The sequence below is a fragment of the Confluentibacter citreus genome, from assembly GCF_002807055.1.
Lineage (GTDB): Bacteria > Bacteroidota > Bacteroidia > Flavobacteriales > Flavobacteriaceae > Confluentibacter > Confluentibacter citreus.
The window spans coordinates 23,325-38,997 of record NZ_NIXN01000009.1; the positions used below are offsets into that span (position 1 = coordinate 23,325).

A 15,673-nucleotide genomic window follows, 5' to 3' on the forward strand; every position below is an offset into this window, starting at 1 on the left:
AGCTTGTTCCAAAACATGTTTATAATTAAATAACTTAAAAGATTATTTGATTCTGTGCCCCTAACAAATGCAAAAGATTTTAAAAGGTTTTTTTAATTTTTTCTCCAATATGTTTTGGCATTGCCACAAATTGTATCACTCCCTTCAATTTTTATGGTATGCATAAAAGAATGATCCTTCATGTCATTTGTTAAAGAGATAATGCTGTCACCGTATTTCGCTTCCGCAATAAACCGACCATCTATAATATGTAAGGAATAATTATCTACAATATCTTCAGGCATGGATTCAATGACCCACTGTAAATACCGAATGTTATTCACATGTTTGTTCATGTCGGTATCATACCTATTGACTTTGAATTTTTTTATATGGCTTGCAACGTTAGTAGTTTCTATTTTTTTCTTTATGTCTTTCACAATGGATTCTTCGCTGTAATAGGGCCATTTTTCTTTAATGTCATTAAGAATAGGAATTGGTTTTCTTTTTTCAATATCGAAGAAAACCCACAAACCTTTAGCGCGACCTATGATGTTGTGCTGTTCATCAAAAATAATATTCTCTCGATAACCTTTAATAGTGGAATAACTTGATAACCAAGTCCGAATAGTGATTCTTTCTTTGTAACCAGGATAGCGATCTATTTGCAAAATACCAGACACTAATACCCATCCAACATTTTTTTTATTAAGGTCAAATAAACTATGATTTATTGAATAAGAATGGTCGGCGGCAGTTTCTTCTAATAATGCCAAAATAATGGTAGATGTTGCCAAGCCTAACCTATTCATTTCAAAATATCTTAGCTCAAATTGTTTGTCAAAATAATGTTCAAATATCATTTTATTTACTTTCAAATCTTTTATTCGAAAGATTTTTTAAATGTTTCAATAATATCTTGTGCCGCTTTTACGGGGGATATTTCCGAAGAGATGATTTGTTTTTCTAAATCAGAAAGTTGGTTTGCGATATCTTTTGAACCATAAAAAAGGTGTTTTAATGCTTCATTAATATTGTTGTACATCCAACGAATTTTTTGATGGTTTCTGTTTTTATCAAAATACCCATTTTCACGAACCAATTCGGTGTATTTTTTAATCTCATCCCAAACAACATCAACACCAATATTTTTTGTAGATGAGGCTGTGGAGACCACAGGCATCCAGCCCGATTCTGATTGCGGAAAAATATGCAACGCATTTTGGTATTGTAAACGCGCTAATTCACTTTGCTTAACATTATCGCCATCCGCTTTGTTAATGACTACCATATCTGCCATTTCCATGATGCCTTTTTTAATGCCTTGAAGCTCGTCGCCTGCACCAGCCAACATTAAAAGGAGGAAAAAATCGGTCATCCCATGAACCGCGGTTTCAGATTGTCCCACACCAACAGTTTCAATTAAAACAACATCATAACCCGCAGCTTCGCAAAGCAACATGCTTTCGGCAGTTTTATTGGCAACGCCGCCCAGTGTGTCACCAGAAGCTGACGGACGTATGTAAGCATTTTCTAAATTGCTTAAAGCTTCCATACGTGTTTTGTCACCTAAAATGCTGCCTTTAGAGCGTTGGCTGCTTGGGTCGATGGAGAGAATGGCCACTTTATGACCTTGATCAATGATGTGTTTTCCAAACACTTCAATAAAAGTGCTTTTACCCACGCCAGGAACACCTGTTACACCAATCCGTATGGAATTCCCAGAGGCTGGTAAGATAGCTTGAATAATATCTTTGGCAAGTAATTTGTCGCTTTCTAAATTGCTTTCTATAATGGTAATAGCTCTAGACAGAATAACCCGATTTCCACTTAAAACACCATCAATATAAGCTTGAGCGGAGAGTCTGTTTTTTGCTTTGTAGTTTGTCATTTAGTGGTAAAAATTTCATTTATAAAGATACTGATAATGTGAAAAATTGCCATGTAAAATGGGGTGTTTTTTAATTAAAATGATGTTGGTGAAACTATAAAATGGAAGTATAAAATCATGTTCGCTTGGCAATTATTAGTTTGCTTAACATATTTTCCTAAAATATCTTTACTTTAACATGATTTTTAAAACTTACATTACAATTATCAGTCTAAATAACTATTTAAATGAAGATTAGACATTCTATAGTGACCCGTTTCGCCTTATTTTTTACGGGGTTAATTATAGTTTCCATTCTCCTTTCGGGATATTTGGTTTTTAATAATGCCTCTCGGGTTATTGTTGATTACTCTAAGGAGCGTATTATGCATACATCAGAGTTGGCAGAACAATCTTTCTATGCCTTATTGAATGAGGTTTCAAACGATATTGCTGTAATATCCAATAGTCCAACTCTTAAAAACTACATCGCTGAAAATTCCAATAAGACAACCGAAGATGTTCATGAACTGTTTAAGGTCACGCTTAAAAATAAAGAATCTTATTTTCAAATTCGATTGATAGGTGTTGAAAATAATGGGAAGGAAATCATTCGATTGGATAAAATAAATCAGCAAGTCATTATTTCTAATAATCTACAAGAAAAGGGCAGCCAAGAATATTTTAAGGAAGCCATAAAAATGAATAAAGGGGATTTTTATTTTTCTGAAATAAATTTGAATGAGGAATATGGCGTTATTAGCGAGCCTCACATACCAACATTACGAGCGGCAAGCCCCATTTTTGATGCCAATAATACTGTTATAGGAATTGTTATTATCAATATAGATTTAACAAAACTGTTTGGGACTTTAAGTAAAATATCTGGCAATGAATTCAAACTTTACTTAATAGACCACAACGGACAGTATTTATATTCACCCGTAAAAGCGCAGCGATTTGGTGTACAAACAAAAAACAATTTTAATTTTTATGATGATTTTGATTTGAAGCCAAACTCCATTTTAAAGAATGGTTTTAACCAATTAAATGAAAAAGCGAAAGGGGATGTACTTAGTTACATTAAAGAATTAACTTATTTTCAAGGCTTGAGAACTTTGTATTTGGTGTCTGCAATTGAAGATAATGTGCTTATGGAAAGTGCGTCACTTGTTCGGAAAAACAGTATACAAACATTGCTTGGTGTTTGTTTGCTTTCAATTCTTATTTCATGGTTTTTTGTTAGATTTTTCTCTAAAAAAATCAATAAAATTACAGAAGCTATTAGCAATTATGATAAGGGAATTGATAATTCCATAGAACTTCCTATAAATAGAAAAGATGAAATTGGTGCTTTGGCATCGACTTTTAATAAAATGAAAGCCAAAATAGATTCGCAGGTCTCTGCATTGCAAACTTCGCTTGAAAAAGAAAAAGAAGCAAGAAACCAACGTGATGAATTTTTGCAAAATATGAGCCACGAAATGCGAACACCACTGAATGCCATTTTAGGACTCACCAAATTATTGCATAAAAACGCTCCGAGCGAAGCCCAACTGCCCATTATTAATACTTTAGAAAGAACCTCAAACAGTCTTGCTGGATTAGTTTATGATGTATTGGACCATAAAAAACTAACAGAAGGCAAAGTATACATTACTCACGAATCCACTAGTATTGAAGACCTTTTAAAAGATATTTACGCAACATATCAATATGAGGCCATTCAGAAAGGATTGACATTTACTTTGAACATTGATGAAAAGCTAAAGAATCAATCTTTTTTAACGGACGCTTTAAGATTGTCGCAAATTGTAATAAACTTGGTCGTAAACGCAATTAAATATACCCAAGAAGGCACTATTAATCTTTCGGCGAAACTGATTAATGAGGAAGCATCCTTATTGGAAATAAGAGTAACGGATTCAGGTATAGGCATACTTCCTGAAAACATAGATAGAATAAACGATCGGTTTTTTAGGGAAAAAGATGATTTATCTGGAAGATATGGAAGCTATGGATTGGGCCTATCAATTGTAAAACAATTGACCATCTTGTTTGGTGGCACTCTAAAGGCGGTATCAGAAAAAGGCAAAGGCTCGGAATTCTGCGTTAAAGTTCCTGTGATTTCTGCTTTAAAAACAGAAACAAAAATGGCTGATAAACTAATTGTATATCCAAAATTAAAAAGGGAATATAAAATACTTCATATTGAAGACGACTTATCTACTTTAGAATTAATATCATATATTTTTGATGTCAATAAAATCGAACTGATTCAATTAAATAAATGGAATTTAGTTAACGAAAACATTCACCAGAATAAACCAGATATTATCATCAGTGATTTAATGCTGGAAAACGAAAATCTATCGGCTAAGCTTCTTGATTGGATTTCAACTAAAAAAGTAACTTGTCCTATTATATTGGTTTCAGCCACAGAACCAGAAGTAATGTCGCAAATAAGTGCGTTGTATTTTCAAAAACCATTTAACATTGATTATTTAAAAGATATCGTATTCAAACTATTAGGAAGTAATGAATATTCAGTTCCGGATTTTTCGAACATTTACAGTAATTATGATCATAATTCCACCAAGATAAATAAAGTATTAAAACTTCTTGAAGAAGAATTTGAAACCTACATAAAACGAATCGATACTGTTTTTAGAAACAAAGATGAAAATGAATGGGAGGCTATTTTGCATAAATTAATAGCTCATATAAATAATTTAAAATTAGCGTCACTTTTTGAAGTTTTGCCACAAAAAGTAAAGGATATAACTATTGAAGATTTAGAAAATATACATGATGCGTTTGCTTATTATTTGTGTTGTATTAGGGTTGAAATTCAAATTAATTTAAAAGATTGATTTTTGTTAGCAATTCTTTTTCATAACTCTGGCTTACAGGAATGTAATCTTTACCCATTTCGATTACGTTATTATTTATAAAATCTATCTTGTTCAAATTCACAATATAAGAACGGTGAACACGCAGGAAAAATTCTGGAAGTTTAGACTCTAAGTCTTTTAGGGTCATTAATGTCAATATTTTTTTGTCATGAAGAACAACTGAGATGTAATTTGCTTCAGACTTAAAATAAATGACTTCACTTAATTCAATTTTAACCAGCTTATTTCCATCTTTTATAAACAATCTAGATTCCTTTTCCTTTTGTTTGGAAACATAATTTTTAGCTTTTTGAAAGGCCTTAAAGAAACGTGGAAAATCTATGGGCTTCACCAAAAAATCTACAATCTGGTTATAATTATAAGATTCGGCTCCAAAAGCTTGATTGGAAGTTATCATGATGACAGCCGGATTCGGACTCATAATATCTAATATGTCTTTGGCAGTTAAATCAGGTAGATTAAAGTCTAAAAAAATCAAATCAAAAGCATGGCCATTAATAAGATTGATACATTCAAATCCAGAAGTTGCTGTAGTAACGCTCGTTATGTCATCAATTTTACCACAAAAATGTTCAATCAAATCACAAATTAAAGGGTCGTCATCAACAATGAGGCATTTCATAATTCATCCAGTAAATTACATATTTCGTCAAGCAATATACTTAATTCGTATAAAAAATTGGTTTTGTTCTGAATTAAAGTTTAATATTGATTACTAAACTACAACTAAATGAAACTAAAACTAACATTTCCAGTTATTGCTGCTATTTTAATATTAGCAGTTTTAAGCTGTAAAACTTCACAAAAAGAATCTACATCTCTTGTAGAAAATCAAAAACCTATTGAAGGCGAGCCCAAAGGAGAAGATAATATTGCTTATCAGTGGGCATTTATCGCTCTTGAAGGGACGGCAAATGATACTGACAAATTCAGGCCTAGACCTACTATTACATCCAGGTATTTAGGTTTAATATTTACGTCTATGTTTGATGCTTGGACACGTTTTGATGATAAAGCGAGTCCCCTTTATTTAAAAGATATAGAGCGCCGACCAGAAAATGAAAGGACATTAAAAAATAAAGAAATAGCTGTGAGTTATGCAGCATATAGAGCTTTAAGTGAATATTTTTATTCGGACAGTTTAATGTTTAGCAATAAAATGAAAGAATTGGGTTTAGATCCCAATAATAAATCGTTAGATCCTAATACACCTGAAGGTATTGGTAATCTAGCTGCAAAAATGGTTATTGATGCAAGGTTGCATGATGGTTCTAACCAATATGGCGATGTTGAAGGTTCTAATGGACAACTTTATTTTGATTATACTAACTATAAGCCTGTAAATGATGCTGATAATAATATTGACATTGATAAATGGCAACCAAAATATTTTTCTGATGGTAATGGCGGACAATTTGCCCCAGGGTGTTTAACCCCATTTTGGCCAAAAGTAAAACCACTTTTATTAAATACGGCAGATCAATTTCGTCCAGGGCCTCCACCTATGGTAGGTTCAGAACAAATGGCTAAAGAAGTTAAAGAGGTTGTAGAATTACAAGCAAATTTGACTCCAGAAAATAAAGCCTTGGTAGAGTTTATGAGAGATGGCCCAAAGTCAGTTCAACAAGCGGGGCATTGGCTTAAGTTTTCGCAAGAAGTTTCAAAAAGAGATAATCATACCATTGATGAGGATGTTAAAATGTATTTTTTAGTAGAATCTGTTGCAATGGATGGCTTTATAGCGTGTTGGGATGCTAAAATGTTTTATGATTCTGCCAGACCTTATGCGTTGGTTCATCATTATTATAAAGATCAAGAGATCACAGGTTGGGGAGGCCCAGATAAAGGTATGATGACTATGAAGGGTGAAGATTGGCGTCCCTATTCTCCAGATGTGTTTTTATGTCCGCCATTCCCAAGTTATGTATCCGGACATAGTACCATAAGCGGGGGTTGTGCCGAAGCATTAAAACTTTTTAAAGGTGACGATACGTTTGGATCTGAAGTAGAATTAATTCCTGGTAGCATGACGGAACCAAATAATTTAGGAGCTCCGGTTACTCTAAAATTCCCAACATTTACTGAAGCTGGTGAAATGGCAGGTATATCAAGGGTTATGGGTGGTTATCATATCCAAGCAGATAATATTGAAGGTTTGGAATTAGGAAGAAAAGTGGCTCGCAATAATTATAAAAAATATCTTGAATTAATAGGGGAAGAAGATAAGAATATCGCCCTATTAAACCAATAAGATATTAACATGACACGAATTTTATTGACTATTAATAGGGGCAGATTGCTTGCTATTAGTATCGGTATTGTATATGTGTGGTTTGGATTATTAAAGTTTTTCCCAGAATTAAGTCCAGCTGACGGCCTCGCAAAGCATACCATAACATTTTTAACCTTTGGGTTAATTTCTGAGAACATAAGTATTTTAATGCTTGCTGTTATTGAAGTTGGTATTGGTTTGTGCTTATTATTGAATTTTAAGCTTAAAACAGTAGTTAGCGTTGCTATCATTCATCTAATATTAACTTTTATTCCTGTATTGTTTTTTCCTGAAGTGTCCTTTGCCAAAGCACCTTTTGTATTAACATTGGTTGGGCAATATATCGTTAAAAACATAGTCATTATAAGCGCTTTGTTATTTATATATCCTATCGATGATTACACTACGAACATCTCATTAAATAAACATCTAAAATTGTGAAAATATTAAAACTCTTAAAAAAGATATCTTTAATAGGTATTCTTTTTCTAATTTTTGGATTATGCAAAGTAAACGCTCAAGGCTGTGTTGCCATTCGCGGCTTCTCATCGAGCAATAGCTTAATGGGCGAAGAGGGAGTTCTAGTTAAAGGGGATTTCGCAGTTGGAACAAATTTTAGATATTTTCAGTCTTTTAGGCATTTTAGAGGCACCCATGAAGAAACCAATAGGGTTGCCAATGGAACACAGGTTATCAATGATTCTTATTTCGTTGATATTAGTTTTAATTATGCCGTTACAAATAGATTGTATGCTACGATATTGCTCCCTTTTGCATCCCATGTTAGGTCGTCCATGTATGAGCATGGTGGAAATCCTCCAAATGGTTTAGGTGAAAGACATATTACACGATCAAGTGGATTATCCGATATGAGGTTAGGTGTTGGTTATTGGCTCATCAATGATAATTTAAAGCCTTATAACTTTGCTGTTGGTGCGGGTATTAAATTGCCAACTGGTGATTATAGTTATATGGATACATTTTATAATCAAGGCCCTAATAGAGACCAAGATATAGAAAGCGTTGTGGATCAATCCATTCAATTGGGTGATGGTGGTGTCGGATTTAATCTTGATTTTCAAGGATATTATATGCTATCACACAGTTTTACACTTACAACATCCCTCTTCTATTTATTTAATCCAGAAGTGACCAATGGGGTGTTAACCAGAGGAAGTACAACTAACGAATTTTCTGTACCCGATCAATTTGCAGCACAATTGGGGGCATTATATGCTCCAAATATTAAAGGTGTTAATTTTTATTTAGGGGGGAGAATTGAAGGTATTCCATCATCCGATTTAATAGGAAGTAGCGACGGTTATAGAAGGCCAGGCTACGCTATATCAATTGATCCAGGAATAAATTACAGCACAAATAATTTATCATTGAGTCTTAATGTTCCAATAGCTCTTGAAAGAAACAGAACTCAAAGCTTTTTAGATAAAAAACGTACATCTGAAACAGGTGTGTTTACACAGGGAGATGCTGCTTTTGCTGATTATCTTATTAACTTCAACCTAACATACAGATTTAGAAATAACAAAAATAGGGGTGTAGATTTTAATATGGTTCATTAATAGCACCATTAGATTTTAAGAAAAAAGCATCGAATAGTTTTTTAAATTATCCGATGCTTTTTATACTAAACTTTAGATGTTATCGATTGGATAAATACATACCCAAAACCTAAGAATAACATTAAGTGAAATGGGAACAACCCAAAATCGCCTCCTTGATTGCCTACAATAAAGGCACTATACATGCCAAAGGCAAAATATAACATTAACAAGCCTTCAAAAACAACATGAAGAGATATTGTTTTTTTTATATATTTATTATTCTTCCAACTATCCTTGATAGTACTTATATTAAATTTAGGAGTGCGTACAAATTCACTCTTTTTGCCAAAATGACCTTCTAAAACCGCTATCGAATTATGAAGTGAAAATCCCATGGCAATGGTAAAAAACACAAAAAACATAGCAATGTAACTGATGAAATTTTTAATGCCGGCGCCATACATTCTTTTGTACATAATCCAGTAGCAAATAAAGAATATAACAGAACTTAATACAAAAAAGCTCATGACGTAAAAATATGGTTTTAAGTGCTCGTACTGATTTTTAATGTAAAGCATTGGAATACTTAATACCGCAACTATTAAAATGTTCAAAAACATGGTGCTGTTTAACAAATGCAGCAAGCCGTGTACTTTAGTTTTAAAAGGAATGTTTTTACTTTTTATAACACGTAAAGACATTTTTTTAAAGTTTTCGGCACCTCCTTTGTTCCATCTAAATTGCTGAGATCTCGCAGCACTAATTACTACTGGTAATTCAGCAGGTGTTTCAACATCTTCTAGGTATTTAAATTTCCAATTTTTTAATTGGGCTCTATAACTTAAATCTAAATCTTCTGTTAGTGTATCCCCTTCCCAATTTCCGGCATCTATAATGCACGATTTTCTCCATACTCCTGCAGTTCCATTAAAATTGATAAAATGACCTTTACTGTTTCTGCCTACTTGTTCTAATGTGAAATGGGCATCCAATGCAAACGCTTGAATTTTTGTAAGAATGGAATAATTTCTGTTAATATGTGACCAACGTGTTTGTACAACACCTATGGTTTTATCCTTAAAATAAGGAATGGTACGTTTTAACCAATTTTCGTGAGGAAGAAAGTCGGCATCAAAAATGGCAATATATTCACCTTTTGCAATTTTAAGCCCTTCTTTTAATGCACCCGCTTTAAAACCGCTTCTGTCTGTTCTGGTAATATGTTTAATATCTAATCCGTTTACACTTAAACTTTCAATATGTTTTCGAGTTGTTTCTACAGTTTCATCGGTTGAATCATCTAATACTTGAATCTCTAGTTTATCGTGGGGATAATCAATTTTAGCAATGTTATCTAATAACCGTTCCATAACATACATTTCATTGTAAACAGGAAGTTGGATGGTTATGAATGGAATTTCATCTGGATTAGCAAAGTCAAAAAACTCACAATCCGTCTTTTTTCTTTTTGAAGTAAGGTAGTTGAATAATAAATTTAATTGAGCTACCGCATACAGGAAGATAAGCAAAAGCGATATGGTGTAAACAACAATAATTATGGTTTCGACAATCATTATTTAAAACTGTATTTAAAAATCCAACTTAGTATTTTTATGCCTGCAAATATACTACCTTTTATGGTTCCTGAAACTTTTGAGACCCCAATTCTACGTCTATATTTTACAGGAACTTCTGTGTAACTTAATTTTTGTTTCAAAGCTTTTAATTGCATTTCTACGGTCCAACCATAGGTTTTGTCTTGCATATTAAGTCCTAACAAGGCATCATATTTAATAGCCCTAAAAGGGCCAAGGTCTGTAAATTTCGACCCAAATAGGTGTTTCATTAAAAAAGTTGCCAACCAGTTGCCAAAAATTTGTTGAGGGGTCAAAGAACCTTCTTCTCTTAATTCTTTAGAACGTGCACCTACAACAAAATCTATATTATTATTTAAAATGGGTTCAATAATTTTTATAAGTTCTTCGGGATAATCACTGTAATCACCATCAAGAAACACAACAATATCGGGCTTTTCTTGTTCATTTGCAAGATAATAAATTCCTTTTAAACAAGCATGACCATAGCCTTTTCTGGTTTCAGTTAAAACAGTTGCTCCCGCTTTTATGGCATTATTTTCGGTTTCATCTGTTGAGTTGTTATTTACAACAATTATATTTTTAACTACTCTAGGAATGTCATGAATAACATTTGCTATAGAACCTGCTTCGTTATAAGCTGGAATGATGACTGCTATTTTGGTCATTTGAAGAGTGATTATCAATAATTATTTTCTATAAAGAAAATAATTGTTTACCAAGTCTATGTAGCTCTGTTTAGCTTCATCTTCACTAATGTCTTTCGCTTGGAATAACGCATTTATTTTAAACGCATTTATAATGGGTTTTTTACTTTTAGGCTGGCTAAAATTATTAGTGGCTTTTTTATAATAAGCATAAAGCTTTAGCAATGTATCTGCGGGGAATGGCTCTGTATGAGCATTCACCCTTTCCACAGCTTCGTTAAACAATATATCTAAATCTTTATCACTCATAATTCAGCAATAATACTTTCACCTCCGCGAACTTTTTGATTTAATGTTACCTTTATATTGGTATTTATTGGTAAGAACAGATCCACTCTCGATCCAAATTTAATAAAACCAGAGTCTGAACCTTGTGATACAACATCATCTATTTTACAATAGTTTACTATACGTTTAGCCAAAGCGCCCGCTATTTGCCTATATAATATTTTACCGTAGGTGTTGTTTTCAACAACAACCGTGGTACGTTCATTTTCTTCACTGGCTTTAGGATGCCATGCCACTAGATATTTTCCGGGGTGGTATTTGCTATAAATGACAGTGCCACTTATGGGATGCCGAGTTACATGAACATTTATGGGCGACATAAATACACTCACCTGCAAACGTTTATCCTTAAAAAATTCATTTTCAAATACTTCTTCAATAACGACTACTTTGCCATCTACAGGTGAAACCACTTGGTTATCATTTAAAGAGGTATGCCGTTTTGGGTTTCTAAAGAATTGAAGTATTAATACTAAAAAACCTAATAAAACAATCGTAAGGGTAGTCAGAAGCCAATGGATTGTGATAAATTTATCTACTAATAAAATTGATATAATAACAAAAGCGAATGTTGCTAATATGATTTTATATCCTTCTTTATGAAACATACAGTAAAATTCTTAAAAATAAATATATAAATGGAGCCGCAAAAATAATACTATCTAAACGGTCAAGCAAACCGCCATGGCCCGGCATAATGGCGCCACTGTCTTTAACATTTGCCTGTCGCTTAAACTTGGATTCTATTAAATCTCCCAAGGTTCCAAAAACACTAACAATAATACTTAAAACAAGCCAGCTTGTAAAGCTTAAAGTTTGTGTAAAGGTAGCAATAAAATAACTTGCAATGCATGAAAAAAATAGACCTCCTAAAAATCCTTCAACGGTTTTTTTTGGTGAAATTTTTTCAAAAAGCTTTTGCTTTCCAAATTTTTTCCCAATTAAGAAAGCAAAAGTGTCGTTTGTCCAAACTAATATAAAGGCACCTAACAATATGTAAGGGTGGTATTCATCATGGAAATGTGCAATTAAAATCAAAAAAACAAAAGCACTGGATATATAGAAAGTGGTTAAAATAAATCGTTTTGAACTAAAGAGTGGAATGGTTTTTTCTGAAAATAAATCCTTTATTAAAAAGAGATTCACAAAAATACTCAAGACTGTTAAAATTTGGGTTGACTCATCCAATCCTCTTGAATTTGAAGACAATTTCCAATAACCAAAAATGGCATAAAGAATGATAAAAATGATGTAAGGAACGCGGCTTTTAAGTTGAATGAGTTTATTGAATTCTATCAGGCAAATGATGCCAAAAACAAATAATACTATAATTAATGCCAGTTGAAACTTAAAGGAAATCAATAAGAGCAAAATGTAAAGCAAACCAGAAAAGGAACGTATTATTATTTCTTTCATTCAGAGATTATGTTTGCTTTTATAGATCTTCTAAAAGCAATAAATATAAGTTTTTAGAACTACTACCATAGCTTAAAAAATCTTTTTCATCAATACTGGATTTAAAGTGCTTTATGGTTGTTATGTTGGTAGGAATTCGTTGTTTGTTTTTAGATTTTATGCCTCTTAAGCCTTCGCCTATATTTTCAGTAATTTGGCTAGTAGTTGCAAATACAATAAAGTTTAAGGGGAGTTCAGGAAGTTTTTTTTCAAAAATTTGGTTAGAACTAATTAGTAAAGAGCCATCATTTGCTATTAAGTTTTCACAAGTTGTTAGGAATATGAAGGCTTCGTTTATGGAATTTGTAGCTTCTAAATTAGTATCTTTAAATTTGTCCTTTAAATTTTTATCAAGAATGAGCACTTTCTTTTCTTCCCACTTATTTTCTTCTATAATGTTATATAAGTTTTCAAAAACTTCATCTAAACTATCACAATATAGAAACTTGCCTCCATTGGCTTTAAAGTTTATGGTAAACTTTTCATCAATGGGGAGTTTGATTTCGGGCATATACTTGCCTCTTTGATTGGCTTTTAACTCGCTTTCTGTTTGATCAGATTTTGAACCAAAAAATTTTTTAAAAAGACTCATTCAGATTATTGCTATTAACTCAATTATATTGGGCTTCATCAAATATAAAAAATCTTAAATTAACCATACGATTAATTTAAGATTTTTACTAAAACGTTAACAAATATTTAGAATTATTTAGTTGGACCTTCTCTGTCTTCAACTACAAAAGGGCGACTTCCAAATATTTTCTCAAGATTATCTTTAAAAATCACTTCTTTTTCAAGAAGAACTTCCGCCAATTGTATGAGTTTATCCTTATTTACCTCGAGTAAATTTATAGCACGTCTATATTGGTTTTCAATAATATCTGAAATCTCTTTATCAATTAATTCGGCGGTTTTTTCGCTGTAAGGTTTTGTAAAACCATATTCGTTTTGTCCAGAAGAATCATAATAGGTTAAATTCCCAACTTTATCGCTTAAGCCATAAATGGTTACCATGGCTCTGGCTTGTTTTGTGACTTTTTCCAAATCACTTAAAGCACCAGTTGATATTTTATCGAACATCACTTTTTCAGCAGCACGTCCACCAAGGGCAGCGCACATTTCATCCAACATTTGTTCTGGATGCACAATTAAGCGTTCTTCTGGTAAATACCAAGCAGCACCTAAAGAACGTCCACGTGGCACAATGGTTACTTTTACCAATGGCGCCGCATGCTCTAACATCCAGCTAACGGTAGCATGTCCAGCTTCATGATAGGCAACAGCTCTTTTTTCGCTGGGGGTAATGATTTTATTTTTCTTTTCTAAACCACCAATAATTCTGTCAACAGCATCTAGAAAATCTTGTTTATCTACAAATTTTTTGCCATTTCTAGCGGCAATTAATGCAGCTTCGTTACAAACATTTGCAATATCTGCTCCAGAGAATCCTGGGGTTTGTCTAGATAAAAAATCCAAGTCTAAATCTTTTTCTTTTTTAAGAGGTCTTAAATGAACTTCGAAAATTTCTTTTCGCTCTCTAATATCCGGTAAATCAACAAAAATTTGTCTGTCAAAACGACCAGCGCGCATTAAGGCTTTATCTAAAATATCAGCTCTATTGGTTGCTGCAAGAACAATAACATTGGTGTTTGTTCCAAAACCATCCATTTCAGTTAATAACTGATTCAGTGTGTTTTCACGTTCATCATTACTGCCAGACATGGCATTTTTCCCTCTAGCACGACCAATAGCATCAATTTCATCAATAAAAATAATGGATGGTGATTTTTCTTTGGCTTGTTTAAATAAATCTCGAACTCTAGAAGCTCCTACACCTACAAACATTTCCACAAAATCTGAACCAGATAATGAGAAGAACGGTACTTTAGCTTCACCTGCTACGGCTCTTGCCAATAGGGTTTTTCCTGTTCCTGGAGGGCCAACAAGTAAAGCGCCTTTTGGGATTTTTCCACCAAGTGTGGTGTATTTTTCTGGAAACCTAAGAAAGTCTACAATTTCTTGAACTTCTTCTTTAGCGCCTTCAAGTCCAGCAACATCCTTAAAAGTAGTTTTTACTTCTGTGTTTTGGTCAAAAAGTTTTGCTTTGGATTTTCCGATATTAAAAATCTGTCCGCCAGCACCCCCGCCAGCACCACCAGACATACGTCGCATGATAAAAATCCATACCCCAATTAAAAGTATGAATGGCAATAAGCCTAAAAGGAAATCGGTTAAATGATTTTCTTCTGTAATATATACTGGCTCTAGATTAAGATTATTGTCCTCAATAACTTTATTTAATTTATTTTGAAAAATCTCAAGTTCTCCAAATTCAAACTTATAATTAGGAAGTTTGGTTGCAGTAGGCAAAAGTGTATTAGGTTTGGATTTTTTATGGATTTCCTGTTCTTCAGCTTCTTTGGTAAGATACACTTTGGCAAGTCTTCGGTTTACAATCTCAACTTTATCAACATCACCGTTTTCAACAAATTTAAAAAATTCGGTAGGGTTGGTTATGCTTCCGTCTTCATAACCACTACTGTTAAATATTTGAAAGCCAATAAAAATGGCCAATGCAATACCATAAATCCAATAAGGATTGAATTTAGGTTTGTTTTCTTTTATGTTTTTCTTTTCGTTTGCCATGAATTATTTAGTAACTGGTTTTTATTACTGTTGATTTTGCATCGCCCCAAAGTCCTTCAATATCATAATACTCCCTAATATGTTTTTGGAAAACATGCACAGCAATATTTACATAATCTATTAAAACCCATTCGGCATTATCTGCACCTTCAACATGCCATGGGTGGTCTTTGAGTTCTTTGCTTACTTTTTTCTGAATGGAGTTTACTATAGCGTTCACTTGCGTGTTTGAAGTACCTTCGCAAATTACAAAATAGTCACAAACCGTATTTTCAATATCTCTTAAGTCTAAAATATTTATTTCCTTGCCCTTAACGTCTTCAATACCACTTATTATTGCAGATATTAATTGGTCTGCGCTTACATTTTTTTTCGCCATTAATT

Annotated in this window: 15 protein-coding genes; 4 read left to right on the forward strand and 11 right to left on the reverse strand. The window is 32.9% G+C overall.

The annotated features are described in order from the left end of the window. Positions 1 to 92: 92 nt before the first annotated feature. Together CDH49_RS14020 and meaB are read right to left on the reverse strand one after the other, a co-directional pair. On the reverse strand, positions 93 to 842 hold the full coding sequence (locus tag CDH49_RS14020; RefSeq protein ID WP_100616168.1) for an acyl-[acyl-carrier-protein] thioesterase: 750 nt from the start codon (positions 840 to 842) through the stop codon (positions 93 to 95). 20 nt (positions 843 to 862) lie between these two features. Next, positions 863 to 1,870, reverse strand: a complete 1,008-nt coding sequence (gene meaB / locus CDH49_RS14025) for a methylmalonyl Co-A mutase-associated GTPase MeaB (protein WP_100616169.1) — start codon at positions 1,868 to 1,870, stop codon at positions 863 to 865. Positions 1,871 to 2,097: 227 nt separating this feature from the next. Here meaB and CDH49_RS14030 point away from each other — a divergent pair, with 227 nt between their 5' ends. Continuing rightward, on the forward strand, positions 2,098 to 4,722 hold the full coding sequence (locus CDH49_RS14030; protein ID WP_100616170.1) for a sensor histidine kinase: 2,625 nt from the start codon (positions 2,098 to 2,100) through the stop codon (positions 4,720 to 4,722). Here the strand turns inward: CDH49_RS14030 and CDH49_RS14035 are convergent. After that, positions 4,706 to 5,386 (reverse strand): LytR/AlgR family response regulator transcription factor, encoded by a 681-nt coding sequence (locus CDH49_RS14035; protein ID WP_100616171.1) that lies wholly within the window; start codon positions 5,384 to 5,386, stop codon positions 4,706 to 4,708. The two genes, CDH49_RS14030 and CDH49_RS14035, sit on opposite strands and share 17 nt — an antisense overlap. 108 nt (positions 5,387 to 5,494) lie before the next feature. On the opposite strand from CDH49_RS14035, the gene CDH49_RS14040 reads away from it, so the two are divergent. Genes CDH49_RS14040 through CDH49_RS14050 form a run of 3 tightly spaced genes read left to right on the forward strand, consistent with a single transcriptional unit; the run spans position 5,495 to position 8,616 of the window. Beyond that, entirely contained in the window at positions 5,495 to 7,015 is a 1,521-nt protein-coding gene (locus CDH49_RS14040; RefSeq protein ID WP_100616172.1) for a vanadium-dependent haloperoxidase, read from the forward strand. A 9-nt stretch (positions 7,016 to 7,024) separates the two neighbouring features. Beyond that, complete coding sequence (locus CDH49_RS14045; protein WP_193434741.1) at positions 7,025 to 7,477, forward strand: doxx family protein; 453 nt, start codon at positions 7,025 to 7,027, stop codon at positions 7,475 to 7,477. Then, positions 7,474 to 8,616: a transporter gene (locus CDH49_RS14050; RefSeq protein ID WP_239970675.1), complete on the forward strand. Its 1,143-nt coding sequence runs from the start codon at positions 7,474 to 7,476 to the stop codon at positions 8,614 to 8,616. The genes CDH49_RS14045 and CDH49_RS14050 overlap by 4 nt, the downstream gene beginning before the upstream one ends. Before the next feature lie 65 nt (positions 8,617 to 8,681). Here CDH49_RS14050 and CDH49_RS14055 read toward each other — a convergent pair whose 3' ends face one another. From CDH49_RS14055 to rsfS, 8 genes are all read right to left on the reverse strand, one after another. Next, a complete protein-coding gene (locus tag CDH49_RS14055) occupies positions 8,682 to 10,172 on the reverse strand; it encodes a cellulose synthase family protein (RefSeq protein WP_100616174.1) in 1,491 nt (496 codons plus the stop codon). Next, the gene (locus CDH49_RS14060; protein ID WP_100616175.1) at positions 10,172 to 10,861 is read right to left on the reverse strand and encodes a glycosyltransferase family 2 protein; all 690 of its coding nucleotides are present in this window, start codon (positions 10,859 to 10,861) and stop codon (positions 10,172 to 10,174) included. Before CDH49_RS14060 ends, CDH49_RS14055 begins: the two co-directional genes overlap by 1 nt. A gap of 21 nt (positions 10,862 to 10,882) precedes the next feature. Next, positions 10,883 to 11,149 carry an acyl-CoA-binding protein gene (locus tag CDH49_RS14065; RefSeq protein ID WP_100616176.1) on the reverse strand — a complete coding sequence of 89 codons (267 nt, stop codon included), beginning with the start codon at positions 11,147 to 11,149 and terminating at the stop codon, positions 10,883 to 10,885. Beyond that, positions 11,146 to 11,796, reverse strand: coding sequence for a phosphatidylserine decarboxylase family protein (locus CDH49_RS14070; protein WP_100616177.1), 651 nt, complete (start codon positions 11,794 to 11,796; stop codon positions 11,146 to 11,148). The genes CDH49_RS14065 and CDH49_RS14070 overlap by 4 nt, the downstream gene beginning before the upstream one ends. After that, positions 11,786 to 12,604, reverse strand: a complete 819-nt coding sequence (locus tag CDH49_RS14075) for a phosphatidate cytidylyltransferase (protein WP_100616178.1) — start codon at positions 12,602 to 12,604, stop codon at positions 11,786 to 11,788. Before CDH49_RS14075 ends, CDH49_RS14070 begins: the two co-directional genes overlap by 11 nt. Positions 12,605 to 12,623: 19 nt before the next feature. Then, positions 12,624 to 13,235, reverse strand: coding sequence for an LUD domain-containing protein (locus tag CDH49_RS14080; protein ID WP_100616179.1), 612 nt, complete (start codon positions 13,233 to 13,235; stop codon positions 12,624 to 12,626). A gap of 113 nt (positions 13,236 to 13,348) precedes the next feature. Continuing rightward, positions 13,349 to 15,289: an ATP-dependent zinc metalloprotease FtsH gene (gene ftsH, locus CDH49_RS14085; protein ID WP_100616180.1), complete on the reverse strand. Its 1,941-nt coding sequence runs from the start codon at positions 15,287 to 15,289 to the stop codon at positions 13,349 to 13,351. Positions 15,290 to 15,296: 7 nt separating this feature from the next. Next, entirely contained in the window at positions 15,297 to 15,668 is a 372-nt protein-coding gene (gene rsfS / locus CDH49_RS14090; protein WP_100616181.1) for a ribosome silencing factor, read from the reverse strand. Positions 15,669 to 15,673: the final 5 nt, after the last annotated feature.